This window comes from Streptomyces sp. NPDC001852 (assembly GCF_042891825.1).
GTDB lineage: Bacteria > Actinomycetota > Actinomycetes > Streptomycetales > Streptomycetaceae > Streptomyces.
The window spans coordinates 183,778-210,257 of record NZ_JBIATN010000005.1 but is presented as its reverse complement, the minus strand read 5'-3'; the positions used below and the strand labels follow the sequence as shown (position 1 = coordinate 210,257).

Annotated in this window: 20 protein-coding genes and 1 pseudogene; 8 read left to right on the top strand and 13 right to left on the bottom strand. The window is 74.0% G+C overall.

Features of this window, described 5'->3' with window-relative positions:
- Window positions 1-51: 51 nt before the first annotated feature.
- The 3 genes from ACFYZB_RS11220 to ACFYZB_RS11210 all read right to left on the bottom strand — a co-directional run bounded on the left by ACFYZB_RS11220 (window position 52) and on the right by ACFYZB_RS11210 (window position 5,711).
- Window positions 52-2,718, bottom strand: a complete 2,667-nt coding sequence (locus ACFYZB_RS11220) for a LuxR C-terminal-related transcriptional regulator (RefSeq protein WP_388756988.1) — start codon at window positions 2,716-2,718, stop codon at window positions 52-54.
- A 177-nt stretch (window positions 2,719-2,895) separates the two neighbouring features.
- Window positions 2,896-4,110 carry a hypothetical protein gene (locus ACFYZB_RS11215; protein WP_388756986.1) on the bottom strand — a complete coding sequence of 405 codons (1,215 nt, stop codon included), beginning with the start codon at window positions 4,108-4,110 and terminating at the stop codon, window positions 2,896-2,898.
- Between the two features lie 722 nt (window positions 4,111-4,832).
- Window positions 4,833-5,711, bottom strand: coding sequence for a YhjD/YihY/BrkB family envelope integrity protein (locus ACFYZB_RS11210; RefSeq protein WP_388756983.1), 879 nt, complete (start codon window positions 5,709-5,711; stop codon window positions 4,833-4,835).
- A gap of 239 nt (window positions 5,712-5,950) precedes the next feature.
- Between ACFYZB_RS11210 and ACFYZB_RS11205 the strand changes: the two genes are divergently transcribed.
- From ACFYZB_RS11205 to ACFYZB_RS11195, 3 genes are read left to right on the top strand one after another with little or no spacing between them, the layout of a single operon-like run.
- Complete coding sequence (locus tag ACFYZB_RS11205) at window positions 5,951-6,409, top strand: DUF6325 family protein (RefSeq protein ID WP_388756981.1); 459 nt, start codon at window positions 5,951-5,953, stop codon at window positions 6,407-6,409.
- Window positions 6,410-6,462: 53 nt separating this feature from the next.
- On the top strand, window positions 6,463-6,774 hold the full coding sequence (locus tag ACFYZB_RS11200) for an SHOCT domain-containing protein (protein ID WP_388756979.1): 312 nt from the start codon (window positions 6,463-6,465) through the stop codon (window positions 6,772-6,774).
- Window positions 6,775-6,806: 32 nt separating this feature from the next.
- Window positions 6,807-7,211, top strand: a complete 405-nt coding sequence (locus tag ACFYZB_RS11195; protein WP_351208387.1) for a DUF4186 domain-containing protein — start codon at window positions 6,807-6,809, stop codon at window positions 7,209-7,211.
- On the opposite strand, the gene ACFYZB_RS11190 is transcribed toward ACFYZB_RS11195, so the two are convergent.
- Complete coding sequence (locus ACFYZB_RS11190; protein ID WP_388756976.1) at window positions 7,212-8,759, bottom strand: M1 family metallopeptidase; 1,548 nt, start codon at window positions 8,757-8,759, stop codon at window positions 7,212-7,214. It abuts the gene before it with no gap.
- Between the two features lie 218 nt (window positions 8,760-8,977).
- Here ACFYZB_RS11190 and ACFYZB_RS11185 point away from each other — a divergent pair, with 218 nt between their 5' ends.
- Window positions 8,978-11,197 (top strand): NADP-dependent isocitrate dehydrogenase, encoded by a 2,220-nt coding sequence (locus tag ACFYZB_RS11185; RefSeq protein WP_388756973.1) that lies wholly within the window; start codon window positions 8,978-8,980, stop codon window positions 11,195-11,197.
- 108 nt (window positions 11,198-11,305) lie between these two features.
- Here the strand turns inward: ACFYZB_RS11185 and ACFYZB_RS11180 are convergent.
- Window positions 11,306-11,648: pseudogene (locus ACFYZB_RS11180) on the bottom strand (DUF5713 family protein).
- A gap of 82 nt (window positions 11,649-11,730) precedes the next feature.
- On the opposite strand from ACFYZB_RS11180, the gene ACFYZB_RS11175 reads away from it, so the two are divergent.
- Complete coding sequence (locus ACFYZB_RS11175) at window positions 11,731-12,522, top strand: N-formylglutamate amidohydrolase (RefSeq protein ID WP_388756971.1); 792 nt, start codon at window positions 11,731-11,733, stop codon at window positions 12,520-12,522.
- A 183-nt stretch (window positions 12,523-12,705) separates the two neighbouring features.
- Window positions 12,706-13,929, top strand: coding sequence for a cytochrome P450 (locus ACFYZB_RS11170; protein ID WP_388756968.1), 1,224 nt, complete (start codon window positions 12,706-12,708; stop codon window positions 13,927-13,929).
- Between the two features lie 6 nt (window positions 13,930-13,935).
- Here the strand turns inward: ACFYZB_RS11170 and ACFYZB_RS11165 are convergent, their stop codons facing one another.
- The 3 genes from ACFYZB_RS11165 to ACFYZB_RS11155 are packed head-to-tail and all read right to left on the bottom strand — an operon-like array spanning window position 13,936 to window position 16,471.
- Window positions 13,936-14,415 carry a hypothetical protein gene (locus ACFYZB_RS11165; protein ID WP_388756966.1) on the bottom strand — a complete coding sequence of 160 codons (480 nt, stop codon included), beginning with the start codon at window positions 14,413-14,415 and terminating at the stop codon, window positions 13,936-13,938.
- A complete protein-coding gene (locus ACFYZB_RS11160) occupies window positions 14,412-15,050 on the bottom strand; it encodes a sigma-70 family RNA polymerase sigma factor (protein ID WP_351208380.1) in 639 nt (212 codons plus the stop codon). The genes ACFYZB_RS11165 and ACFYZB_RS11160 overlap by 4 nt, the downstream gene beginning before the upstream one ends.
- A complete protein-coding gene (locus ACFYZB_RS11155; protein ID WP_388756964.1) occupies window positions 15,047-16,471 on the bottom strand; it encodes a S8 family serine peptidase in 1,425 nt (474 codons plus the stop codon). The genes ACFYZB_RS11160 and ACFYZB_RS11155 overlap by 4 nt, the downstream gene beginning before the upstream one ends.
- An 85-nt stretch (window positions 16,472-16,556) precedes the next feature.
- On the opposite strand from ACFYZB_RS11155, the gene ACFYZB_RS11150 reads away from it, so the two are divergent.
- Window positions 16,557-19,160: a CHAT domain-containing protein gene (locus ACFYZB_RS11150; protein ID WP_388756961.1), complete on the top strand. Its 2,604-nt coding sequence runs from the start codon at window positions 16,557-16,559 to the stop codon at window positions 19,158-19,160.
- Between the two features lie 3 nt (window positions 19,161-19,163).
- Here ACFYZB_RS11150 and ACFYZB_RS11145 read toward each other — a convergent pair whose 3' ends face one another.
- A complete protein-coding gene (locus ACFYZB_RS11145; RefSeq protein WP_388756959.1) occupies window positions 19,164-20,882 on the bottom strand; it encodes a LuxR C-terminal-related transcriptional regulator in 1,719 nt (572 codons plus the stop codon).
- Window positions 20,883-20,977: 95 nt separating this feature from the next.
- Here ACFYZB_RS11145 and ACFYZB_RS11140 point away from each other — a divergent pair, with 95 nt between their 5' ends.
- Window positions 20,978-22,069 carry a M12 family metallopeptidase gene (locus ACFYZB_RS11140; protein WP_388756956.1) on the top strand — a complete coding sequence of 364 codons (1,092 nt, stop codon included), beginning with the start codon at window positions 20,978-20,980 and terminating at the stop codon, window positions 22,067-22,069.
- 310 nt (window positions 22,070-22,379) lie between these two features.
- Here ACFYZB_RS11140 and ACFYZB_RS11135 read toward each other — a convergent pair whose 3' ends face one another.
- Genes ACFYZB_RS11135 through ACFYZB_RS11120 form a run of 4 tightly spaced genes read right to left on the bottom strand, consistent with a single transcriptional unit; the run spans window position 22,380 to window position 26,406 of the window.
- Window positions 22,380-23,510, bottom strand: a complete 1,131-nt coding sequence (locus tag ACFYZB_RS11135) for an LLM class flavin-dependent oxidoreductase (RefSeq protein ID WP_388756954.1) — start codon at window positions 23,508-23,510, stop codon at window positions 22,380-22,382.
- Window positions 23,511-23,522: 12 nt separating this feature from the next.
- Window positions 23,523-23,774, bottom strand: coding sequence for a hypothetical protein (locus tag ACFYZB_RS11130; protein ID WP_388756951.1), 252 nt, complete (start codon window positions 23,772-23,774; stop codon window positions 23,523-23,525).
- Window positions 23,771-25,159: an NtaA/DmoA family FMN-dependent monooxygenase gene (locus ACFYZB_RS11125; protein ID WP_388756948.1), complete on the bottom strand. Its 1,389-nt coding sequence runs from the start codon at window positions 25,157-25,159 to the stop codon at window positions 23,771-23,773. Before ACFYZB_RS11125 ends, ACFYZB_RS11130 begins: the two co-directional genes overlap by 4 nt.
- 26 nt (window positions 25,160-25,185) lie before the next feature.
- Window positions 25,186-26,406, bottom strand: coding sequence for an LLM class flavin-dependent oxidoreductase (locus ACFYZB_RS11120; protein WP_388756946.1), 1,221 nt, complete (start codon window positions 26,404-26,406; stop codon window positions 25,186-25,188).
- Window positions 26,407-26,480 lie beyond the last annotated feature (74 nt).

The following is a 26,480-nucleotide window of genomic DNA, read 5'->3' as shown; positions in this document are numbered from 1 at the left end:
GCGCGCCTCACCCGTCACGGGCGAGCCGCCCGGCCCCCTTCAGGCCCCCGGTCAGATCAGCCCGTGGTCGCGGGCCCGGCGCACCGCCTCGGCGCGCCCGTTCACGCCGAGTTTCCGGTAGGCGCTCTTGAGGTGGGTCTTCACCGTGTTGACCGAGACGTACAGGTCGGCGGCGATCTCCTCCGTGGACATCAGGTCGGCCAGTCTGCCCACGACCTCGCGTTCGCGTCCGCTCAGCTCCTCGACGACCGGGGACGAGGGCTCCTCGACCGCCGCCGGACCGCCGGGCGAGGCCGGGTCGCCCTGGGTGAGCCAGCCCGCGGCCAGGCCCTGCAGCGGCGGTGTGTCGAGCAGGTGCCGGATCCGCGGTCCGGCTTCGAGGAACGGGCTCCGCAGCCTCTCCCGCCGGGCCTCCAGCAGGGCACGGGCGAGCAGTTTGCGCGCGGTGGCGACGTCGGACTCCTGAGCGGCACCGGCACGCACCAGCGCGGACCGGACGGTCGCCCTCGGCCCGGTGCGGCCCTGCGTCCGCACGCGGTCGAGCAGGTCGACCGCCGCTTCGTGGTCGCCGGCGGCGAACCGGGCCCAGGCCAGCTCCGCCGCGCACGCGGCCTCACTGTCGCAGGAGACGTCGTCGAGCACCTTCAGGGCGCTGTCCGGGCGGCCCTCGGCCAGATGGGCCGCGGAGGCGATCAGCGCCGTCTGCGCCTGTGCCCAGGGGGAGGTCGCCAGGGCCGGTACGTCCAGGTCGGCGGCCGCCGCGGCGGCCCGTGGCTCCCCCCGCGACAGCAGCAGCCGCGCCGTCGCGAGGCACCGGCCGGCGGCCGTCACCGGGTCGCCCGGGACTCCCGAGTCCGCCGCCTCGTCCAAGAGGGCCTGTGCCTCGTCCAGTTCGCCGCGGTCGGCGGCGACAGCCGCCAGCACCAGCTGCGCGAGGCCCGAGCCGCAGGACCGGGGGCGGCCGAGGCCGTACTTCTCCACTTCCCGGCGGGCCGCCTGTGCCCTGCGCTCCGCCCGGCACAGCCAGCCGTTGAGGTAGTCGATCAGCGCGAGCTGTCCGAGGGAGTCCTCGCGCGGCAGCGCCGTGGCGACGCCGCTGGGGCATCCGGCCGCCTCGGACAGGGCGGCGCGCGCGTCGTCGAAGCGCCCGGCCCACAGCCGGGCCGAGCCCAGGTGGGTCAGCAGCAGGGCGGTGAACTCGGGGTGTCTGTCCAGCAGTTGGGCGGGCACCTCGCCCCGCAGTTCCCCGGCCGTTGCCACGGCCTGCTCGGCCATGCCGGGCGATCCGGTCAGCCGGGCCGCCAGGGACCGCAGCAGCGCACAGCTCAGCCGGCCCGCGGCGTCCGGCTGCGCGGCCAGGCTCTCCTCGGCCCGGCGCAGATGGGCCAGGCCGCGTGCCACGTCGTACGCGGACAGGTCGCGCGCGGCGCGCACGAGGTCCGCCGCCGCGGTCGTCGCCTCGGGCCCCATACGGGAGAACAGCTCGGCGAGGTCGCTCGCGCGCAGGCCGGTGAAGAGCTGGCCGATCGCCAGGTCGTCGACGAGGGCCTGGGCGGTGAAGTTCCAGTCGCCCGCGGCGGCGCCGTGCGCCAGTGCCTCGGGCAGGGCGCCGGAGCCGCGCAGCCACTGTGCGGCGCGCCGGTGGAGTTCGGTCTCGAGCCCGGGCGAGCGGACCCTGAGATGGACCCGGAGGATCTCCCCGAACAGCGGGTGCAGGCGGTACCACGAGTGCCCCAGGTCCTCCACGAACGCGTTCTGGCCGTGCAGTGCGGCGAGGGCCTGTTCGGCGCCGCCGCGCCCGGTCAGCTCCGCCACCAGTGCCGGGGTGAACCGTTCCAGGACGCTGACGCGCAGCAGGAGGTCCTGTGTGCGGACCGGCTGCCGTTTCAGCACCTCTGCCAGCAGGAAGTCGGCGATCTGGCTCCGGCCCGCCTCGAAATCCTTCAAGTACGTCTCGGGGTCCGGGCTCTGCCGGGCGGCCAGGGCGCACAGGCGCAGCCCGGCGGCCCAGCCCCTGGTGCGCTCGACCAGGGCGCGGGTGGCCTCCGCGGGAAGGCGCAGCCCGTGCAGGTCCAGGAGCGCGGCGGCCTCGTCGACGGTGAAGGCCAGCTCGGCGTCCCGTATCTCGGTCATGGTCCCGGCGGCCCGGTAGCGGTGCAGCGGCAGCAGCGGCTCGGTGCGGGTGACGAGGACCAGGCGGAGCCCCTGCCCGGCGTGGTGCAGGACGAACTCCAGCTGCTGCGCGATCCGTGCGGAGGTCACCCGGTCGAACTCGTCCAGCACGAGGACGACGGGCCGCTGCCGTGCGCTCAGTTCGTCGGCGAGGCGGGCCAGCAGCCTGTGGTCGACGCGATGCGCCTCGCCGGGGCAGCCGAGGTCGGCCGGGAGCGGTACCCCGGCGGCCCGCAGGGCCTGGAGCGCATAGGCCCAGAAGACTCCGCAGCCCTGGTTCCCCGCCTCGTTGGTGAACCAGGCGACCGGTGGAGAGAGCCGGGCGGCCCAGTCCGCGACCAGCAGGGTCTTGCCCGCGCCGGCCGAGCCGTTGACCAGTGTCAGGGGAGTCTCGAAGGCCTGGTCGAGGCGTTCGGCGAGCCGCGGGCGCCGCAGGAACGTGGCCGGCGCGGCCGGCAGGGCGAACCGGGTCTGCAGGAACGGTTCTCCCAGGGGATCGACGTGCGTGGCGGCCGATCGCCTCGTCTGCTTCTGTCGAGTGGTCACAGGGTCACCGCCCTGTCGTCGGGTGTGCGGAGCGGGCTCCACTCGATCAGGATCCCAGTCTTCCGGCCCGCACGCAGATCCGCACGGGGCCGGTCGGCCCGTGCACGCGTCCCCGCACCGCCCCCGAACGTCCCCGAGGGGGCCGCGGTCGCCGGCCGGCTCCGGCACGCGTCGCCGTCAGCGTGCCTCCCCCGCCGGAGGCGGCTTGCCGCGTGCCGCCTCGAGCTGCACCCTGCCCGCGGCCGCCAGCAGCGCGAGCAGCGCCAGGACGCCGAGCAGGACGAGGACCAGCAACAGGACGGTGAGCACCGTCGGATGGTTCCAGAGTGCGAAGACAAGCGCGATGACCAGCAGGGCGAGGAGCGTGACGGCCCGACGGTAGGCCAGCGCGTACGCGCCGACGCGGCCGGCGCCGATGTGATGACCGGCCGCCCAGCGCGCCGCGGAGTCGGCCGTGTGGTCGGAGTAGCCGCGCAGGGCCACGGGCAGCCGTCCCGGACCGATGAGATAGGCGCCCAGGGCGATGACCACGCCCAGCACGATGGCCGTCCGCAGGCTGACCCGCAGAAAGTGCAGCAGGGTGTCGAAGACGGCTGCCGCCGCGGCCTTCGACTGCACCTGGGGCGGCAGGTGGTCGAGGTAGTAGCGGCGCGCCACGACCAGGCCGATGGCCACCACCAGGCAGGCGAAGGCGGCGCCCAGCGCGGTGCGCGCCAGGGCCCGGCGCCGGTGGTGGGCCAGGAAGACCCCGGCGGCACCGAGGAGGACGACGAGTACCGGGAACCAGTTCCCGACGACGTCGAGCAGGTGGGCGCCCTTGCGGAGCTGGGCGAGCTGGTCGGAGTGGAACAGCACCAGTTGCTTGTTCACCTGCGGGATCTTCTCGGCGGGTTTCAGCCCGGCGTCGACGAGCTCCTTCTTCACCCGGTCGACGGCGGTGCCCACGTCCAGGGTGACGGTGCCGTCGCTGACCCCGACCGATCCGCGTCCCTCGCCGGTCAGGGCGTGTACGACGGCGTTGTGGGCGGCGCGGTTGGCGTCGCGCCACACCGTCGCGAAGGCGTCGCTGTGGACGACGCGGGTGGCGATCCTGGTCACGGCCGAGTCCACGGCGGAGTCGATCTGCGGTCCGAGCCGGCTGACCGCGTCCGCGGCAAGCGGCGGCAGTCCCTGGGACTGCAGCCAGGAGGCGATGTCCCCGGCGACCCGTTTGCCGTCGACGTGTGTTCCGACGGCCTCGGTGATCCGGTGGACCGCCGCGTCCTGGACGGCCGGGTCGGTGGCCAGCGGCGCGACCGTGGACACATAGCGGTCGGTGTCGAGCGCGATGTCGTGCACCCAGGTCGCGAGCAGCGCGACCGGAACGAGGATGCAGGTCAGCACGATGAGCACGGCCGAGGCTGCGTTGCGCGCGAAGCGGCCCCCTGCCGAACCCCGGGAACGGCCGGTCGGCGGCCCTTCACCGCCACCGCCGGCCGAGCCTCCACGGCCCGACGGAGGCGGCACCGGATCGGCCTGGTACGGCTCCCCCTCCGACCGCTGCGGACCCTGCCCCGGCCCCTCCACCTCCCTGCCCGGCCGGTCCGAACCGCCGGCCGAACGGTCCGAGCCCCCGTCCGGCCGGTCCGCCTTCCCGCCCAGCCGCCGGCCCAGGCCCGGCCCCGACAGGTCCGAGTCCGGACCCGACCGGGCCAAGCCCGTCCCCGACCGGGCCAAGCTCGGACCCGCCCGGTTCGAGCCCCCACCCGGCCGATCCACCGCGCCGCCCGCCCGATCCGAGCCCCTGCCCGGCCGGTCGCCCTCTCCGTCCGCCGGCTCTGAGCCCTCACCCACCCGGTCCGAACTCCCGCTCAGCCGAACCTCCCCACTCGCCCACTCCAAGCCCCCGCCCGGCCGGTCCGAACCACGATCCCGGTGGTGTGTGGTGCTGTGCCGCCCATGCCTGTCGCCCGGTCCGTGCGGGGCCAGGTCCGGTGGCTGCGGGGCGGGCGGCTCGGTCACGGGGCCTCCGGCGTGATGGTTTGCCTGGACACCCCCATTGCGTCAGCCCCCTCGCCGTTGCGCGCGCCGGGTGGACCGGACGGGCGACACCGCGCCCCTCGGCGAGCGGGGCTTCACGAGTCCCGCGCCGCACGGTCGCGCCGCGGCGGCGGGCTGCCGAGGCGGGCCGCCAGGAAGGGCTCCTGCGCCAGTACGGCGCCCGCGCTGACGGCGACGGCCGCGGCGACGCACACCACGATCAGCCAGGACAGGAGCACGAACACGGATCCCAGGGGACCGTAGTCGGCGAGGGCGCGGTCGAGGGCCCGCGGCATGTACAGACGCGCGGTCACCGCCAACGCGGTGAGGACGGTCGCCGTGATCAGGGCACCCGGCAGCAGCGGCTTCCAGCCGACGAGGCCGCCGAGCAGCAGATGCTGGGTCCACCACCACAGGCCCACCTGGCTGGCCCAGGTGAGGGCGACGCCGAGCCAGGCACCGGCTCCGAAGCCGTCACGCAAAGGGCCTTGGAGGACCAGGACACCGAGCCACAGGGCCAGCCATGCGATCCACCGCCAGGGGGCGATCCGGGTACCGGTGCGCGGGATCTCCCAGGCCCGCTTGCACAGGCGTTGCATCGCCCGGCTGACCGCGGTGGCCGACAGCAGCACCATCAGTCCGCCCACCACGCCGGTGGTCTGATTCAGGGCTTCGGACTTGGGCTGGAGCGCCTGCTCCAGTTCGGCGCGCGTCTTGCTGGTCAGCCCGAAGACCGCTGTCACGGAGGTGATCAGCTGATGGCGCACGGCCTGCGGAGCGTATGCCGCAATGACGAACAGCAGGGGGACCGCGGTCAGGAAGCACTGCGCCGCGAGGCGGGTACCGGAATCGAAGATGTTCACGGACACCATGCGGTCCGCGAGATGGGTGACCACGGGGAACCGGCTCTCCGCCCGCCGGTGCACCGATTTCGCCCGGGCGGTCAGCTTCCGAGCACGCTCTGCCGCCGCCATCAGGGTCCCTGCGGAAGGCTCTGCGCGCACGACAGGTGGCCCCCGCCTGCTGACGGCGCCCCGGCGGTCGGCATCACATCGCTCCTTTCCGACTGGGACCAGCGTGGTGGGTCCGGCGCCCCGCGGCACTCCGGAGCCGAGTGTGCGGGCCCACGCGCCGCGTGGTGGACTGGAAAGGCAACGGGGGGCGACGGGCGGGCGAGCGGTACCGACTCCCCTGCGCCTCATGAGGAGAAGTCATGGACAGTGTCGAAGAGATGGGGCCCGTCGACTACCTGGTCATCGAGTTCCCCGGCAACCGTATGACGGGCGAGGCGTTCCCGCTGCTGATCGACCTCGTCGACCGTGGGATCGTCCGGATCATCGACCTCGCCTTCGTACGGAAGGAGGCCGACGGCTCGGTCGTCGGACTGGAGTTGCAGGACGTCGGCGGTGAGACCGACCTGACCGTCTTCGAGGGAGCCTCGGCCCGCGTGCTCGACCAGACTGACCTGGAGGAGGCGGCCAACGCGCTGGAGCCGGGCAACTCGGCCGCGGTGCTGGTGTACGAGAACCTGTGGGCGGCTCCCCTCGCCGGCGCGCTCAGGCGCAGCGGGGCCCAGCTCGTCGCGAGCGGCCGTATTCCGGTGCAGGCTCTGCTGGCGGCGCTGGACGCCACGGAGGAGACGGTGCCGCCCGGCGGCTCCGCGGCTGCCTGAACCGGTGTGTCCCCTTCCGCATCCGCCGCATCGACCATGGGAGATGACCGAACATGCCCGGACTGCTTCGCGGCGTCGCACGCACCGCCGTCGTCGCCGGTACCGCCACCGCCGTGTCCAACCGCGTCTCCCGGCGGCAGGCCGGCCGGTGGGCCCAGCAGGACTACGAACGACAGCAACAGTACGAGCAGCAGTACGCGCAGCCGCAACAGGCGGCGCCGCCCGCTCCCGCCGCACCGCCGGCCGCAGCCCCCGACGACATGACCCAGAAGATCGACCAGCTCAAACAGCTGGCGGATCTGAAGGCCCAGGGCGTCCTGACGGACGAGGAGTTCGCGAACCAGAAGCGCCTGCTGCTGGGCTGAGCCGCGTCCCGGAGACATACGCTCGGTACACCATGACCGCCTCGCCCGACCCCCGTTCCCTGGACCAGCGCCTCGACACCCTCGCCCGCCAGCCGTTCCGGGCCCGGTTCCACCTGCGCGGCAGGGACCGGGCGACGGCCGAGCTGAAGGGCCCGGCGACGATCCGGTGGCATGCCTATGACCTGGTCGCCAAGCGGCTGGCGCCGGCCGAGCCTTACAAGGACGGCAAGCAGACGCCGTACCGCGGCCATCCGGTCTTCGTCGCGCAGCACGCGACGGCCACCTGTTGCCGGGGCTGTCTGGAGCGGTGGCACGGGATTCCCCGGGGGCGGGAGCTCACCCGTGCCGAACACGTCTACGTGGTGGACGTGATCTTGCGCTGGATCGAGCGGGAGATGACGGGCGGGACCACCCCGGGTCCCGCCCGTCATCGCTGATCAGAAGGTCGCGGAGTTCTCGTGCCAGTGCCCGCCGCGCCTGCTGTGCGGGGTCATGAGCGACGAGGTGACCGGGGTCACCGTCCAGTCGGGGTGGCCCGGCATGCGCGGGGTCCTGGTGCCGTTGAGCCAGTCGCCCAGGAAGCCGGACTGGTCCTGGCCGGAGATCTCCGAGGCGACGGCGATGTAGTCGGCCGTCGTCGCCGAGGAGCCCCGGAAGCGGTCCAGGAAGGCGCGTTCGACGGCGTGGAAGACGTCCTCGCCGACCAGTTGGCGGAAGGCGTACAGGACGAGGACGCCGCCCAGATAGCGCTGGCTGTCGAAGAGGTTCGTGGCGTTCGGGGCGGCCACCGGGCCGGAGTCGTGGCGCCACTGGTCGCCGCGGGTGTAGGTGTCCTTCATCCGGGCCTCCATCGTGGTGAACCCGAGGGAGTCGGTCCAGCCGCGCTCGTAGCGGTAGAGCAGCCCGTAGAAGTCGGCGTGTCCCTCGTTCAGCCACAGGTCGGCCCAGGTGGCGGGGCTGACCAGGTTGCCGAACCAGGAGTGGACCAGCTCGTGCATCATGTGCGAGCCGATCTTCCTCTCCTCCTGGAGCAGGAAGTTCGGCTTGTACAGGGTCAGGGTCTGGGTCTCCAGGCCCGTGAAGTCGAAGGCGTTCGGGTCGTCGGAGTTGCACGGCAGCAGACCGTACGTCTCGAACGGGAAGGCGCCGAGGCGACTCTCCAGCCAGGTCACCAGGCCGGGGGTGAGCGCGAGGGCCGGTTCCAGGGCGGCGGCGCGGGCCGCGGGGACGACGTCGCGCAGGGGCAGGCCGTACGGGCCCTGCCGGTCCTTGATCACATAGTCGCCGACGGTGATCTGGACGAGTTCCGTGGCGATCGGCGCGAGGGAGCGGTACGAGTACGCCGTGCGGCCGTCGCCCAGGCTCTCGGTGCCGGTGAGCAGGCCGTTCGCGACCCCGCGCAGCCCGTCCGGGACCGTGATGCGGAAGCTGAAGTCGGCCTTGTCCGAGGGGTGGTCGTTGCACGGGAAGACGGTGTGCGCGGAGTTCGGCTGCGGGCAGATCGCGAAGCCGTCGGGTGTGGGCACCCAGGCCGTGTGCGGAAGGGTGCGGCGCGGGTCGGCGGTGTAGGTGACGCGGACGGTGGCGGCCGCGTCCGCCGGCAGCGGCTCGGCCGGGGTGATCCGCAGCTTCTCGTCCGCCTGTTCCCAGCCGGCCGTGCGGCCGCAGACGGACACGGAGCCTATGTCCAGGCCGAGTGCGTCCAGGGAGAGCCGGGTCAGGGCCCGGGTGGTGCGGACCCGCAGGGTGGCGGTGGCCTCCACCAGCTTGGTCGTGGGGTCGTAGGAGAGGTCGAGGTGGTACGCCGACACGCCGTAGCCGTCGTTGCCGAGTGCCGGGAAGACCGGGTCGCCGAGGGTCTCCGGACCCGGCTCCCCCGTGCGCGCTCCGGTGCCGGCCGCGCGGGCCGGGGAGCCGACGCTCAGCGCCGTGGCCGTGCCGATCAGGGCGGCCGCCGGGGCCGTCACTCTGCTGCGATATCTCATGATCCGCCTTCGCTCGGGCGGCCGGCTGGTCGGGTCCGGCCGCCGGGTCGGTGAGCGACCACCCGTGGTCGGCGGGTGATCGCTTGTCATGACCATCAAGAGCCGTGTCCGGTTGCACGGACGCGGCACCTTTTCCGGCCGGGACCCCTGTCGAACGGACCTCGATCACGAGATATCTTGATGTCGAGCAATGTTGCAGACGTGGAGCGGAGCACCCGGTGACTGACTCGACCATCATCTACACCTACACAGACGAGGCCCCGGCCCTGGCGACGCATTCGTTCCTGCCGGTGATCCAGGCGTACGCCTCGCAGGCCGGTGTGCCCGTGACGACCCGGGACATCTCGCTGGCCGGACGCATCATCGCCCACTTCCCGGAGTACCTGAACGAGGGCCAGCGCATCCCGGACGCGCTGGCCGAGCTGGGTGAGCTGGCCAAGACTCCCGAGGCCAACATCGTCAAGCTGCCGAACATCTCGGCGTCCATCCCGCAGCTGCGCGCCGCCGTCGCCGAACTGCAGGCCAAGGGCTACGCGCTGCCGGACTACCCGGACGACCCGAAGACCGACGAGGAGCGCGAGATCCGCGCCCGCTACGACAAGGTCAAGGGCTCCGCCGTCAACCCGGTCCTGCGTGAGGGCAACTCCGACCGCCGCGCCCCGGCCTCGGTGAAGAACTACGCCAAGACCCACCCGCACCGCATGGGTGCCTGGAGCTCCGACTCCAAGACCAATGTGGCCACGATGAGCGAGAACGACTTCGCCTCCACCGAGAAGTCCGTGGTCATCGCCGAGGACACCACCCTCCGCTTCGAGCTGGTCGGCGCGGACGGCTCCGTCACCGAGCTGCGCGAGCCGCTGAAGGTCATCGCCGACGAGGTGGTCGACGCCTCCGTCATGCGCGTCGCCGAGCTGGAGGCGTTCCTCACCGCGCAGGTCGCCCGCGCCAAGCGGGAGGGTGTCCTGTTCTCCGTGCACCTGAAGGCCACGATGATGAAGGTCTCCGACCCGATCGTCTTCGGTCACGTGGTGCGCGCCTTCTTCCCGAAGACGTTCGCGAAGTACGGCGAGACCCTCAAGGCGGCCGGCCTCACCCCGAACGACGGCCTCGGCGGCATCCTCAACGGCCTGCAGAACCTGCCCGAGGGCGCCGAGATCAAGGCGTCCTTCGACGCCGAGCTGGCCGAGGGCCCGGCCCTCGCCATGGTCGACTCCGACAAGGGCATCACCAACCTGCACGTCCCGTCCGACGTCATCGTCGACGCCTCCATGCCGGCGATGATCCGCACCTCCGGCCACATGTGGGGCCCGGACGGCCAGGAGGCCGACACCCTCGCCGTCCTCCCCGACCACTCCTACTCGGGCGTGTACCAGGCCGTGATCGAGGACTGCCGGGCCAACGGCGCCTTCGACCCCTCGACCATGGGCTCGGTCCCGAACGTCGGCCTGATGGCGCAGAAGGCCGAGGAGTACGGCTCCCACGACAAGACCTTCGAGATCCCGGCCGCCGGCACGGTCCGCCTCGTCGACGCCGCCGGCAACGTCGTCCTGGAGCAGGCCGTCGCCCAGGGCGACATCTTCCGCGCCTGCCAGACCAAGGACGCCCCGATCCGCGACTGGGTCAAGCTGGCCGTCACCCGCGCCCGCGCCACCGGCGACCCGGCCGTGTTCTGGCTGGACGAGCACCGTGCCCACGACGCGCAGCTGATCGCCAAGGTGAAGCAGTACCTGCCGGAGCACGACACCGAGGGCCTGGACATCAGGATCCTGTCCCCGGTCGAGGCCACCAAGCTCTCGGTGGAGCGCATCCGCCGCGGCGAGAACACCATCTCGGTGACCGGCAACGTCCTGCGCGACTACCTGACCGACCTCTTCCCGATCCTGGAGCTGGGCACCAGCGCCAAGATGCTGTCGGTCGTCCCGCTGATGGCGGGCGGCGGCCTGTTCGAGACGGGCGCCGGCGGCTCCGCGCCGAAGCACGTCCAGCAGCTGGTCAAGGAGAACTACCTGCGCTGGGACTCCCTCGGTGAGTTCTTCGCGCTCGTCCCCGCCTTCGAGCAGTACGCGACGGCCACCGGCAACGCCCGCGCCAAGGTCCTCGCCGACACCCTCGACCGCGCCACGGCGACCTTCCTCAACGAGGACAAGTCCCCGACCCGTCGCGTCGGCGGCATCGACAACCGCGGCAGCCACTTCTACCTGTCCCTGTACTGGGCGCAGGAGCTGGCCCGGCAGACCGACGACGCCGACCTGGCCAAGGCCTTCGCGCCGCTCGCGGAGACGCTGGCCGCGAACGAGCAGAAGATCGTGGACGAGCTGATCGCGGTCCAGGGCAAGCCGGCCGACATCGGCGGCTACTACCAGGTCGACAAGGCCAAGGCGGACGCGGTCATGCGCCCGTCGGCCACCTGGAACGAGGCGCTGGCGTCCCTCAGCTGAGGCCCGCATCCGAGCCGCTCACCCGAGTGACCTCCGCCCCGGCCGGTATCCCCGCCGGGGCGGAGGCACGTCCGGGCACCGCCTCCGTACGGGAGGGCGGACCGGCCGTCACCACTCCCGGGTGGCGATCAGCTCCTCCATGTCCGCGTCCTCGAAGCCGTAGGCCCGTGCGACGAACCAGAAGTCGCCGCCCATCTCCTCGCGGGCCCACCGTCTCGATCTCGCTGCCGGCCGCCTCGAACTCCGCCTCCAGTGCGTTGAACTCCTCGGTGGCGCCCTGCGTCAGCCGGTACAGCGCGGCCAGGTCGGCGGGCCGCTCAGCCTCGATCCGCGCGCACAGGGCGAGCAGGACCGCCCGGCCCTTGTCCACGACGTGGTCCGGGAAGTACCCGTCCCGGTACAGCCCGTCCAGGAAGGCGTGCTGCGCCACCCGGGAATGTGTGATCGGCATGCTCCGGCCCCGCCCCTCGCTCGGATTCGGTGTGACACCTTGATCCTGCACGCCGCCACTGACAACGCCCCTGGAGCCGCCCGTGACCCCGCCCGCCCCCTCGTACGAACTCCTCCCCGGTGCCCCCGCCTCGCCCGTGCTGCTGCACGTGCCCCACTCGGCACGGGCGGTCCCCGAGGACGTGCGCCGGGGGATCGTGCTGGACGACGCCGCGCTGGAGCGGGAGCTGGACCACATCACGGACGCGCACACCGCCGAACTCGCCGAGCGCACCGCCCAGTTGGCCGCGGTCACGCCCTGGCGGTTCGTGAACCGGCTGTCACGGCTGGTCGTGGATCCCGAACGGTTCCCCGACGAGCGGGAGGAGATGGCGGCCGTCGGCATGGGCGCCGTGTACACGCGGACCACGCACCGGGGCGAGCTGCGGCCCGCGGACACCGACCCCGAGCCGCTGCTGACGCGGTACTTCCGGCCGTACGCGCGGGCCATGACCGAGGCGGTCGCCGACCGGCTGGCCGCGACCGGGCGGGCCGTGGTGATCGACGTGCACTCCTATCCGACCGAGCCCCTGCCCTACGAGCTGCACGGCACCGGGCCGCGTCCACCGGTGTGCCTGGGCACGGATGCCTTCCACACCCCGCCGGAGCTGGTCCGAGCGGCTCGGAAGGCGTTCGCGGACTGCGGGGAGACCGGCCTGGACAGCCCGTTCGCGGGGACGTACGTACCCCTGGCGTTCCACGGCGCCGACGCCCGGGTCAGCGCCCTGATGGTGGAGATCCGGCGGGACACCTACATGGCGGAGCCGGGCGGGGCGGCGGGGCCGGGCCTGGACCGCCTGGCCACAGCCCTGGCCGCACTGGTCGAGGCGTCCTGAGTGCAGCGCCCCGAAGGGACGTGGGGCTGTGTGTGGCATGCCGCTGCGCGGCGTGGGCGCGAGCAGCCGAGACCGAGCCGCACACGCCCGACGGCACACGGCCCCACCCCCATGGGCGCCCGGCCCCACCACTCGGAGCAACACCGCAGGACAGCCGGAGGCACCCGTACCAGGCTGGACGGCATGACCGAGGAGACCACGCTCACCGGCCACGCCCCGCCGCCCGTACGGGACTGGTCCACGCCCGACCTGGACGGAACCGACTTCGACCCGGTCCTCGCCGGCCTGATGCGCGAGGGTCCGCTGACCCGGATCCGGCTGCCGTTCGGCGAGGGCTGGGCGTGGCTGGCCACCCGCCACGACGACGTGAAGCTGATCACCAACGACCCTCGGTTCAGCCGCACTGAGGTGACGTGCCGTCAGGTGACCCGGATGGCACCGAACTTCGCGCCCCGCCCGGGCTCGCTGGCGTGGGCCGACCAGCCCGACCACAACCGGCTGCGCAAGCCGGTCGCCGGCGCCTTCACGGTGAGCGCCATGAAGCGGCTGCGGCCCCGTGCCCAGCAGATCCTGGACGAGCTGGTGGACGGCGTCGTACGGGACGGGCCGCCGGCCGATCTGATCGAGCGGGTGCTGGAGCCGTTCCCGCTCACCGTGGTCAGCGAGGTGATGGGCGTGCCGGCCGAGGACCGGGAGCGGGTGCACGCCTGGACCCGGGAGATCATCTCCACCAACGGGGCCGAGGTGGCCGGCCAGGCCAAGGAGGGCCTGTACGGGTGGATCAGAACGATCATCCGGGCTCGTGCGCACAGCCGGGACGAGGACGTCTACTCGATGCTCGGCGGGGCCGTGGCGCGCGGCGAGATCAGCGAGGAGGAGGCCGTCGGGCTGGCCGGCCCGCTGCAGATCGGCGGCGAGGCCGTCACGCACAACTGCGGGCAGATGCTGTACCTGGTGCTGACCCGGCCGGAGCTGATGGAGCGGATGCGGGCGCGGCCCGAGGCCCGCGGCCCCGTGCTGGACGAGTTGTTCCGGTGGATCCCGCACCGCAGCTCGGTCGGGCTCGCCCGGATCGCCCTGGAGGACGTGGAGATCGCGGGCCACCGGATCGCGGCGGGCGAGCCGGTCTACGTCTCCTACCTCGCCGCCAACCGCGACCCGGCCGTCTTCCCGGACCCGGACCGCATCGACCCCGACCGCGAGCCGAACCCGCACGTGGCGTTCGGCAACGGCCCGCACTTCTGCACCGGCACGCTGCTCGCCCGGCTGCAGACCGAGCTGCTGGTGGACACCCTGCTGGACCGGCTGCCCGGGCTGCGGCTCGCGGTGCCCGCCGAGGAGGTGCGATGGCGCCACCGGACGATGATCCGCGGGCCGCGCACGCTCCCCGTGACCTGGACCGCCTGACCCGGTTCAGGCCCGCAGCCACTCCGTGACGATCACCTCCGCGCCGGTCCGCAGCCTCAGGGCGAACGGACCGGCCGGCGCTGTGTCGCTGGTGAAGCGGCCGAGGGTGTCGACCGTGACCGGGCGGGTGGTCTGGGGGCCGCCGAGCACCTCGATGCGCGCGGTCTGCGGCGGCAGCACCTGGCCGATCAGCCCGTCCTCGGTGACCTCGACGTCGACGGTGACCTCGCCCGCGCTGAACGTCAGCATCCGCGGGGCGTCCGGCACGCCCCTGACCGGCAGCGCGTCCACGAGCGAGTCGAAGGTCAGCTCGGCGATCCTCGCGTCCAGGTCGTGCAACGCGTAGGCGTCCAGGGCCAGTTGTCGCAGGGCGTCCGGGACCGGGTCGAGGACGGCGGCCGCCTGGCGCAGCTCCTCCTCCAGCAGGGAGTCCGCCAACTCCTCGTCCGCCGCGCCCGGTTCCGGGAACCGATGGTCGTCGTTCACGCCGCACCCCGTGCGTTCATCCGGGCCCGCAGCCGGCGCAGACAGCGCTGGCGCAGCGGTCCGATGCTGCCGACCGCGATACCGAGCGCGGCCGAGATCTCACCGTAGCTGGGCGGCGGGGAGGAGACCAGCACGCGCAGCAGCTGCCGGCAGCGCTCCCCCAGTCCGTCCAGCTCCTGCCACAGGCGGCGCACCCGCTCGGCCCGGTCCGCCGCCTCCTCCGAGTCGATCAGCGACTCCTCCGGGGTCCGCTCGTCGCTGGCCCGGTCCAGCACCCGCGGATCGTCCGTCAGGGTCAGCCGGGCCAGGCTCCTGAGCACTTTCAGGCACTCGTGGCGGGCCGTACTGGCCAGCCAGGAACCCGTCTTGTCGGGTTCGCGGATCCGGCCCAGGTTCTGGGCGAAGCGGAACCACACGGTCTGGTAGACCTCGTGCCCGTCGGCGTCGGAGAGCCGGTGTGCGCGCACGACCGACCACACCAGCGGACTCATCCCTTCCACCAGCGCCTTCCAGGCCGCGGCGTCCCCGTCGACGGCGGACTGGACGAGCGCGCCGACCTCTGTTCGGTCCACGGCTCCACCCCTCGTGTACGGCACGTCATGGTACGCCGTGGAGCGGAGCGTTCCGGACCTCATGCGGGTACGGCCGGTGCGACGACCGGAACCGGGCGCCAGGTGGCCGGCCGCAGCGCCGTCACGTGCGCCCCGCGCACCACCGCGGTGTCGGTGGCGCCCGCGAGCAGCCGGGCGAGGGCGGTACGCGGGTCGAGCTCCCCGTGCGCCGTCATCCGGGCGGCGACCAGGCCCGCCGCGACCGGGGTGGCGAAGGAGGTGCCGCTCCACTGGGCGAGGCCGTCGAACATCACCTGGTCCGGCTTGGCCCCGGTGCTCTCCCGGCCCTCGCTCAGCACGCCGGTGTGGCGCGGGAACTGGCAGGTGCACGGATAGTCGAAGCCGAACCGGCAGGCGTCGTAGGTGGAGTGCTGGTACACGTACGGCACGGGCGTGTCGAAGCCGGTGAGGGCGCTGGTGAGGTGCTCGCCGGGGGCGTAGACGCGCACCCAGGGGCCGTGGTTGCTGAAGCAGGCCTCGCCGTCGCCGTCCGCGCGCAGGGCGCCGACCGACAGCACGCTGTCCGCGTACTCGGGCAGGGCGGCGTAGGCGGCGGGCCAGAACGGCGTGTCACTGGCGTTGTTGCCGGCGGCGGCCACCAGCAGGGTGCCCTGCTCGCGCAGTTCGCCCATGAACGCGTCCAGGCCGATCGGCCCGGTGCCGCTCTCGGTCGTGGTGCCCGCGGAGAGGCTGATGATGTCCGGCCAGCCGCCCTGGTCGACCGCCTCGAAGAGCCGGGCGCCGAACTCGGACTCCAGGATCGCCCCGGCGTCGTTCAGGGTGCCGCGGACGGTGATCGCGGTGTTGGGTGCGACGGCCGCGAGGATCCCGGCGATGAAGGTGCCGTGGCCGACGTACTGGCGGAGCACGCCGTCGGCGTCGGTCTCGGCCGCCTGGGCGTCGCCCGTGGTGTGGGCGAGCAGCGGGTAGGAGCCGTGGTCGTGCACCAGGCCGGTGTCGATGACGAGGACGCCGACGGCGCCGTCCGCGTCGTAACCGCCGTCGGCGGCGGCCGGGTTGGCCGGCCGGGTGCGGGCGACGGGCACGGGCTCGTCGCCGGGGCAGGCGTTGACCGCGATGTGCACCACGTGGTTGCGGCCCACCAGCCGGCGTCCCTGGCGTTCCTCGGCCTCCCGCAGGGCGCGCAGCGCGTGCGGGACGGTGTCGTCGCCGGTGCTCGGGTCGCCGGTGCGGATGCGGGTGACGCCGGTGCGGTTGGTCTCCGGGCCGTCCCGGCGGACGTGCTCGGGGTCGAGTCCCTCGGTCGCGGTGAAGTGGGCGCGTACGGCGTCCTCGACGGCGCGGGCCTCCGCGCCGTCCCGGGCCAGGACGACCCCCTTCTCGTAGAGGAAATGGGCGTCGTCGCCCGGCCCCATGGCCAGGGATACGTCCGGCATGGAGCGCTGGATGTGCTCGAACTGCTCGTGGAACCGCTGTGGAGCCATGGCCTGTCCTCCCCCTGAAGACGGTGTTCGACAGTGAGAGCCGGGGGGCCACCGTCTGATACAGGTGGCCACTACCATGCGAGGCGTGACGGCGGGAAGCGAGTCGGTTCTCGAATTGCTGCCCCTGGTGTTCGCCGACCCGGGCGAGGCCCGGGCACGCGCGGAACAGGTGCTGGGGGCCTGTCCGCCGCCGCTGCACGCCAGCGTGGCCCACCAGGTGCTGGGCATCTGGCAGCGGGACTTCGGTGACCTGCGGGTGGCGCTCGGGCATCTGCGGCGGGCGCGGGACCTGGCGGCGCGCGCCGAGTCGGCCGATCGCGAGGCGGACGTGCTGGCGACCCTGGGGGTCGCACTGGTGCACGCGGGGCGCACGCGGCAGGGGCTCACCTCCTTCGAGCGCGGGGTCGCGCGGGGCAGCGGGCACACCCGGGCCCGGGTGCTGTACCGGCGGGCGTACGTGTGGTGGGTGCTGGGGCATCACCGGGAGGCGCTGGAGGACGTACGGCGGGCGCTGCCCGTGCTGCGGCAGGTCGGCGACGACATCTGGACCGCGCGGGCACTGACGCTGCGGGCCACCGTGCATCTGGCGCTCGGGGCGGTGGACCGGGCGGTCGCGGACTTCACGGCGGCGGAGCGGCTGTGGGACACCACCGGCCAGGAGCACGACAAGGCCGACGCGGTGGAGAGCCGGGGCCTGGCCGCCTTCCGGTCCGGGGACATCCCGGCGGCGCTGCGGCTGCTGGACGAGGCCGAGGAGCGGTACGCGAAACTCGGCACGCCCACCTACATGCTGTCCCTCCGGCGCTGCGAAGTGCTGATGGCGGCCGGCCTGGCCCCGGAGGCACTGGTCGAGGCGGACGCGACGATCGCGCTGCTGGACCGGATCGGCGGGCAGTCCACCCGCAAGGCCGAACTGCTGCTCGCCGCCGCTCGGGCCGCCCGGTCGGCCGGGGACCCGCACACCGCCGTGGCCCGCGCCGCCGTCGCCGTACGGCTGTTCGCGGCACAGCGCCGGCTGTGGTGGGAGACCCATGCCCGGCTGGTGCTGATCGAGGCGCGGGTGGCGGCCGGGCGTGGCTCGGGGCGGCTGGTGGCGGACGCGGCGGCGGTCGCCGGGAAGCTGGCCTCCTTCGGCTCGCCCGCCGCGCCGGAGGCCTCGCTGCTCGCGGGCCGGATCGCGCTCGCGCTGGGCTGGACGGCGGACGCGGAACGGCATCTGGCGGTGGCCGCGCGCAGCCGGTACGGCGGGCCGGCGCCGGCCCGGGTGACGGGCTGGGCGGCACAGGCGCTCCGGGCGCGCGCGGCCGGGTCCCGGCGAGGTGTGCTGGAGGCCTGCCGGCGCGGCCTGGACGTGCTGGACGACCACCGGATGACGCTCGGCGCCTCCGAGCTGCGGGCGTACGCCACCGCGCAGGGCGCCGAACTGGCCGCGCTGGCCCAGGAGGTGAGCCTCTCCCACGGCACCCCGCGCCGACTGCTGGAGTGGAGCGAGCGCTGGCGGGCCACCGTGCTGTCCGCGCCGTCCACCCGGCCACCCGCCGACCCGGCGCTGCAAAGCGGCCTGACCGCCTACCGGGAGATCGCGGCCCGCGCCGAGGAGGCCCGGATGGAGGGCCGTCCGGTGCCCGCGCTGGAGCGCGAACAGCGGCGTCTGGAGCGGGAGGTCCGCTCCCGCACCCGCCACATACGCGGCTCCGCCCCGCACGAGGGCGACCGCTTCGACACCGCCCGGCTGCTGGACCGGCTCGGCGAGGCGTGCCTGGTCGAACTCGCCGTGGTCGACGGGCGGGTGCACGTCCTGCTGTGCGGGCAGGGCCGGGTGCGGCGGTTCACCGGCGGGCCGCTGGCCGCGGCGGTGGCCGAGGCCGAGCACGTACAGGCCGGGCTGCGACGGCTCGCCCACCCCGGCGCCGAGGCCCGGCTGCCGCTGGTTCAGGCCGCGGGCCTGCGCCTGCAGGAACTGCTGCTGGGCGCGGCGGCGGACCGGCTCGGCGCGGGTCCGGTGGTGATCGTGCCACCGGGGGCGCTGCACCGGGTGCCGTGGGCGCTGCTGCCCGCGCTGCGGGACCGGGTGCTCAGTGTGTCGCCGTCGGCGGGCAGCTGGCTGCGCGCCCGCGAGACCGAGCCGCCGCCGGGCGGCCGGCATGTGCTGGTACGCGGACCGGGCCTGGCGACCGGCGGAGCCGAGGTGCCGGAACTGGCCGGCCGCTACGGCACGGCGACGGTTCTGGAAGGCGACGGGGCCCTGGTCCCCCGAGTCCTGGAACAGCTGGACGGCGCCGCCCTCGCGCACCTCGCCGCCCACGGCACGTTCCGCGCCGACAGCCCGCTGTTCTCCGCCCTGCGCATGGCCGACGGCCCGCTCATCGTGCACGATTTCGAACGGCTCGCGCGCAGCCCGTACCGGATCATCCTCTCCAGCTGCGACACCGCCCGTCTCGCTTCCGTGGGCGCCGACGAACTCCTCGGCCTGGTCACGGCGTTGCTGCCGCTCGGCACGGCCGGGGTGGTGGCGAGCAGCGCGCCGGTCAACGACGCGGCGGTGGTGCCCCTGATGCTCGCGCTCCACGAGGGCCTCGACATGGGCCTCTCGCTGGCCGAGGCCCTCCGCGACGCCCGCGCGGCCCTGCCCGGGGACCCGGTCCACCAGGCGACGGGCTGGGCGTTCGCCGCTTTCGGAGCGGCGTGAGGGTCACGCCGACTCGCACAGCGACGGCAACGCTCCCCGGTCACCGGTGCCAAGGCGGCTGTAGGCGCTGTACAGATGGTTCCCCACCGTCCGTACGGAGAGGGTCAGCCGCTCGGCGATCTCCCGGTTGCTCAGCCCCGATGCCGCGAGCGTCACGATCTGCCGCTGCCGGGCGGTGAGTTCGCCGAGGACCAGCCCCGCCAACGCCGGCGTGCGGGCGACCTGGCACCGGCGCGCGAGAGCGGCGGCACGGGTACGGGAGAGCCGTGCGGCACGCGGATCGCGGTGTGCCCGTACGGCCTGCGCGTACGCTTCGGCGGCGAACAGCAGGAAGCCACGCTCCTCCAGGCCCTCGGCGACCCGGTCCAGTCCGGCCCCGTCACCGCGCGCCAGCGCCTCCGCGTGCCGCGCGAACACGCTGCCCGCGGGCAGCCGCCCGGCGACCCGCCCGGGCGCCCCGAGGCGTACGGCGTCGTACCGGGCGTACACATCACCATCGCCCGCCTCCGGCAACCCGCCCTCGGCCAGGCGCAGTTCGGCACCGCAGGCCGCGTCCCCCGGCACCCCTCGCAACCCCTGGCGAGCCCAGGCGGCGGCGTCCCGCAGCTCGCCCCGCAGCCGGGCGAACCGGGCACGGACGGCGGCGTACCCGGCCGGGAGCACGGCGCCCTCGGCCACGAGCCACTCCCCGACCGGTGTCGGCACCGGCCGGACGTCCAGCTGCTCGATCCGCCGTGCCAGGGCCCGCCGTTCGGACTCCAGGGCCGGGCCGCACGGGCCGGGGGCGCCGGTGGCCAGCCGGCGGGCGCGCAGCGTGCCGGCCGTGGCGCGCAGGGCCGGTCCGTGCAGGGGATGGGCGAGGGTGACCTCACCGCTGTCGTCGTCGACGTGGATCAGGCCGTCCGTCTCCAGGCGCTCCAGGACGTCGAGATCGAGGCCGTCCCGGGACAGGGACAACGCCAGCGGCTCGGCGAACGCCAGCCGCTCCAGCGTGTCCCGCCCTGCGGGGCCGGAGCGCTCCAGCACCGGCGCCAGTCGTTCGCGTACGGCCGCGGTGACCGGCAGCGGCCCCCGCCAGGCCCGTTCGTCCGTGCCGGGCACGGGAACCAGACGCCCGGCCCTGCCCAGCGCGCCCACCAGGTCCCGCAGCAGTCGCAGATCGCCCCGGCACACCCGGTGCAGGCGGCGGACGGTGAGCGGTTCCAGGCCGGCGGCGGCGAGCAGGTGGGCCACGTCCCCGCAGGGCAACGGTTCGAGGGCCAGCCGGGGCAGCAGCTCCCCCGTCCACAGCCGGGACACCGCACCGGGCGCGGGCCCGCCGTCCACCGCGGCCACGACCAGCCGGGTGCGGCCGTGCACGGCGAGCTGGTGCACGAGGGCGGCGGAGGCGTCGTCCAGCAGATGGGCGTCGTCCACGACGAGGAGCCGTACGCCGGACAGGATCCGCACCGCGCGGTGCGGCGGGACGGCGTCGGGCAGCAGATGGGCGAAGGCCGCGAAGGGCAGGTCCCGGGCCTCGGGCGTGCCGGTGACCAGGGCGTGCTCCGTGCCCCGGACCGCCTCCGTGATCAGCCGGGTCTTGCCGTGGCCGGCCGGTCCCGTCACCACGATGCCGGGCCGGCCGGCGGCCGACGCCCCGCGCACCCGCTCCAGTTCGTCCTCCCGGCCGGTGAACGGCCAGGGGAACTCCGGCGTCCTCGCGTCCTGCTCGTAAGTCCTCACATCATGCAGAGCGCGCGTACTCAGGTTTGATACAGGGCGACTTGAGTAGCCCCCGACTCAGGCGCCCGGCACCGGCCGGCGGGCAGGCTGGCCGCATGACCCGACGCCTCTGCTCGCTCCCGCGGCAGCCGGCCCCGTGCTTCGCACCGGGACTGACCGCCGAGCGGCTCGGCGCGCTGCTCGCCGGGCGGCGGATGTGGGTCAACGGCACGGTGCTGCACTTCGCCTTCTTCGACGGCTCCGACGCCTGCGCCTCCTCGGTGATCCCGGTCCCCGGGACCGGTGAGCCGCGCCGGGTGCCCTGGGCCGGCGGCGAGGAGCAGCGGGACGCCGTCCGCGACGCCTTCCGCGCCTGGCAGGGGCTCGGCATCGGCGTCACGTTCGCCGAGGTCGGCGACCGGCGCGAGGCGGAGCTGCGGATCGGGTTCCAGGCCGGCGGCGGTTCCTGGTCGGCGGTGGGCCGGGAGGCGCTGTCGGTCGGCCGGAGCGAGCGCACCATGAACCTGGGCTGGGACGTGACCGGGCCCGGGGAGCGGGGGACGGTGCTGCACCAGATCGGGCACGCGCTCGGCATGGTGCACGAGCACCAGAGCCCGTACGCCGCCCTCCACTGGGACGACGAGGCCGTGTACTCCGAGCTGGCGGGTCCGCCGAACTTCTGGAACCGGGAGACGACGTACACGAACGTGCTGCGGGAGCTGGACGCCGGTGAGGCGAGCGGCTCGGTGTGGGATCCGCAGTCGGTGATGACGTTCCCGTTCGGCCCGGGGCTGGTGCTGGAGCCGGAGCAGTACCGCGGGGGGCTGAGTCCGGCCGGTGACCCTTCCCCGGCCGACAAGGAGTTCGTGCTGCGCTGGTACCCGCCCGCGAACCCGGCGGGGCCGGACGAGCTGGTGCCGTTCCGGTCGGCACCGCTCGGGCTCGGGCCGGGCGAGCAGGCCGACTTCGCCGTGGCACCGCCGGAGACCCGCGACTACACCGTGGGCACCTTCGGCGACGCCGACAGCGTGCTCGTGGTCTTCGAGGAGCGCGACGGGGTGCCGCGCTTCCTCGCGGGGCACGACGACGGCGGCACGCCGGACAACGCCGCCGTCCGGGTCCGGCTCGTCAGGGGCCGCCGCTATGTCGTCCGCGTCCGCCTGCACTCCACCTGGGGTTCGGGGGAGACGGCGGTCATGTGCTGGTGACGGCACACGGACGACACCGACCACAGGTCCGGCGCCGGGGGAAGCGGTCGCGGGGGGGGCCCCCCCCGGGGGGGGGGGCCCCCCCCCCCGCCGGGGGGGGGGGGGCGGGCCCCCCCCCCCCCCCCCGGCCCCCCCCCCCCCCCCCCCCCCGGGGGGTGGGGGGGGCCCGGGGTGCGGTGGCTGGAGCGGCCCTCCGGCCCAACCCCCCCGGGGGCGGGGGGGGGGGGGCGGGGGGGGGGGGGGCCCCCCCGGGGGGGGGGCCCCCCCGCGACCACACCGGAAGGAGTGGGCCGGGCCGCCCGCGCCGCCGTCATCTGCGCCGCCACTCCTCGGCCAGCAGTTCGTAGGAGCGGACCCGGTCCGCGTGGTCGTGGGTGATGGTCGTGATCAGCAGTTCGTCGGCGCCCGTGGCCTCCTGGAGCTGTTCGAGGTGGTCGGCGACGCGGCCCGCGGAACCGACGAACCGGGTGTCGAGCCGGTCCTGGACCAGCGCCTGGTCCTCGTCGGTCCAGGGGTGCGCCCGGGCCTCCTCGGGTGTCGGGTAGGCGATGGCCCCCTCGGCGGTGCGGATGCTGCGCACCCAGGGGCCGTACCCGGCGGCGAGCTCGCGTGCCCGCTCGTCGTCCTCGGCGACCACCACATCGGCGGAGACGCTGACATACGGCTTGTCGAGCGCGTCGGACGGCTGGAAGCGGGCCCGGTAGCCGTCCACTGCCTCCAGGACGGTGCCGGGGCTGACGTGGTAGTTCGCGGCGAACCGCAGTCCCCTCGCGCCCGCCGCCGCGGCGCTCACCCCTCCGCTGCTGCCCAGGATCCACACCTCCACCTCGGCCCCCTCGCCCGGCACGGGGTGTGCCTCGATGCCCTCCGGGGAGCGGTAGGTGCCGGCGAGCAGCGCGAGGATGTCGTCGATCTGCTCGCCGTACTCCTGTGACTCGGCGTTCGGCAGCAGGAGCAGCTTGCGCTGGAGGGCGATGCGCGGCGAGCCGAGCAGGTGCGCGAAGGAGAAGCGCGGCGGGATCAGCAGGCCGCCCGGGGCGCGGCCGTCGACGACCGGGGTCACCGTCGCGGGCGGCGCCTGCCGTTCTCCGGGCGGGCCGCCTCCGGAGCGGCCGAGGCCCAGGTCCAGGCGGCCGGGGTACAGGGCGTCGACCAGGCCGAACTCCTCGACCGTGGACAGCGCGGTGCGGTGGCCGAGCTGGACGGCCCCCGAGCCGAGCCGGATCGTGGAGGTCGCCCCGGCGGTCAGGGCGAGCAGCACGGCCGGGGACGTGCCGGCCACGCCCGGGTTGAGATGGTGCTCGGCGAACCAGTGGCGGGTGTAGCCGAACTCCTCGGCGCGACGGGCGAGATCGATGGAGTTGCGCAGCGCTTCGGGCGCGCTCGAACCGGATGCGATGGGCACCAGGTCGAGAACGCCGAGGGGGGTGCCGGAGGACATGGCGGTGACTCCTCAGCGGTCGGCGGGCTCGGGCAGGACCGGTGCCCACGGGAACGGCGGGTCCGGGATGCCCTTGCGCAGCACCGGCGCGACGGCGGCCTGTTCGTGACAGCGGTGGACCTTGTCGATGACCGGCCGGTGGGCCTCCCGCGCCTCCTGGGAGGTCCGGGCGGGGTGGGCGTGGTCCTGGACCGACCTCTCGTGCCGCTCCCCCACGCCGAACCCGTCGAAGCCGAGTTCCTCGGCGAGCACCGCGTTGTTCACGACGCGGCCCGCTCGGGCGCGGCGCCGGTGTCGTGGTCGGCGTCGGGGTGGGCGAGGCCGAGGTGGTCGCGCAGGGTAGTGCCCTCGTAGTCGGCGCGGAACACGCCCCGTTCCTGGAGCAGGGGTACGACCTTGTCGGCGAACGCATCGAGGCCGCCGGGGGTGATGTGCGGGACGAGGATGAAGCCGTCGGAGGCGTCGGCCTGCACGAAGTCGTTGATGGTCTGCGCGACCGTGGCCGGGGAGCCGACGAAGGTCTGCCGGTTGCCGGTGTTGATGACCAGGTCGCGGATGGACCACTTGTTGGCCTCGGCGAGCTGCCGCCACTCGCGGGCGATGGCGATCGGGTCGCGGTACATCCGCACCTGGGCGCGGCCCCTGGATATGTGCTCCTCGCTCAGCAGCGGGTCGACGTCGGGCAGCGGGCCCTCCGGGTCGTACGCCGACAGGTCCCGGTTCCAGACGAACTCCAGGTGCTTGATGGCGGTGGCGCCGCTCACCTGCTGCCGGCGCACCTCGCGAGCGCGTTCGGCGGCTTCCTGGTCGGTGTCGCCGAGCACGAAGGTCGCGGCGGGCAGGATGAGCAACTGGTCGGCGCGGCGGCCGTACTTGGCGAGGCGGGACTTGACGTCCGTGTAGAAGGCCTGGCCCTCCTTCAGCGTGCTGTACCGGCTGAAGATCGCGTCCGCGCCGGCCGCGGCGAACTCGCGGCCCTCGTCGGAGTCGCCCGCCTGGAAGATCACGGGGCGGCCCTGGGGGGAGCGCGGCACGTTGAACCGGCCGTGGATGTCGAAGTGCTGTCCCTGGTGCACGAAGGCGCCGGCCTTGGCGTCCCGCAGGAAGGTGCCGGTCGCCTGGTCGGCGAGGATCTCGTGACCGCGCCAGGAGTCGAAGAGCTCGGTCGCGGTGGCGAGGAACTCCTTGGCGCGGGAGTAGCGCTCCTGCTGCGGCAGGAAGCCGCCGCGGCGGAAGTTCTCGCCGGTGAAGGCGTCCCAGGAGGTGACGACGTTCCAGGCGGAGCGGCCGCCGGAGAGGTGGTCGAGGCTGGCGAACTGCCGGGCCACCTCGTAGGGCTCGTTGAAGGTGGAGTTGATGGTGCCGGTCAGACCGAGCCGGTCGGTGACGGCGGCCAGTGCGGCCAGCACGGTGAAGGTGTCGGGGCGGCCGACGACGTCCAGGTCGTAGATCAATCCGCCCTGTTCGCGCAGCCTGAGCCCCTCGGCGAGGAAGAGGAAGTCGAACTTGGCGCGTTCGGCGGTCCGGGCGAAGTGCGCGAAGGAGCTGAACTCGATGTGGCTGCCGGCGGCCGGGTCGCTCCACACGGTGGTGTTGTTGACGCCGGGGAAGTGTGCGGCCAGGTGGATCTGCTTCAGCGGCTTGCTCATGGGGTGCGGTCGTCCTCTCCGGCTGCTCAGGCGTTGGCTGCTGCGTAGCGGTTGGCGGGGCGGGCGAGGCCGAGCAGGCCGCGCAGGGTGTCCGCCTCGTAGGCGTCCCGGAAGCGGCCCCGGCGCTGGAGTTCGGGCACCAGGTCGCGGCTGATGCGGGGCAGGTCGTGCCCGGCGACGGCGGGCCGCAGCCGGAACCCGGTCAGCCCGCCCGCCGCCAACTCCTCCAGCAGGTCGGCGAGTTCGGCGGCCGTACCGGCGAAGATCCGGGCGTCACTGGCGTACGGCGCACCGGCGAGGGCGTCCAGCCGCTCCCGCCGCGCCCTTGCCTGCGCCGCGCTGTCGTCCAGAAGGACGACGAGGTCGCCGAAGACGTGCAGGGTGTCCCCGGCCCGGCCGGCGGCCTGCTGCTCGGCGCGGATCTCGGTGACGATCGCACGTGCCTGCTCCACGTCGTGCGGGGTGACATAGCCGACGTCGGCCCCGCGGGCGACGAGCCGGTACGGGACCGTCTGGTGGGCGAGGGCGGTGACCAGCGGCTGCCCCTGCGGCGGACGCGGGGTGATCGAGGGGCCCTTGACGCTGAAGTGGCGCCCCTCGAAGTCGATGTAGTGCAGCTTGTCCCGGTCGATGAACCGGCCCGTCGCCGCGTCCCGGATCTCGGCGTCGTCCTCCCAGCTGTCCCAGAGCCGGCGGACCACTTCCACATGGTCGGCGGCCTCCTCGAACAGCTCGGTGACCACGTCCTGGGCGGCCGGGCTGTCGTAGGCGTCGATCCGGCGGATGGTACGGCGGCCGAAGTGGGCGGCCTCGTTCGGCCGGGCGGTGATCTGCACGCGCAGGCCCGCGCGGCCGGTGCTGACGTAGTCGAGGGTGGCGATCGCCTTGGAGATGTGGAACGGCTCGGTGTGGGTGGCCACCACGGTCGGGACCAGGCCTATGTGGCGGGTGAGGGGGGCCACGCGGGAGGCGACGAGGACCGCGTCGAGCCGGCCGCGCACCTGGTCGGTGCGCTCGTCGGGGTCGAGGAAATGGGAGGACTGCGGGCCGAGGCCGTCCTCGATGGTGACGAAGTCGATGAGACCGCGCTCGGCCTCGGTGACCAGGTCGGCCCAGTAGCCGGCGGTGAACAGGTCACGGGGGCGGGCGACCGGCTCGCGCCAGGAGGCGGGGTGCCAGCCGGTGCCCTCCAGGGCGACGGCAAGGTGCAGTCGGTCGGCGGGAGTCGGGGAGGGGGTTGAGGACACGTCGGTGCCTTCCTTGATGTCCGGACGGGAACACCGGCTCGCGAGGGCAGGCGTCGGCGAGGGCGAGCGCGGCA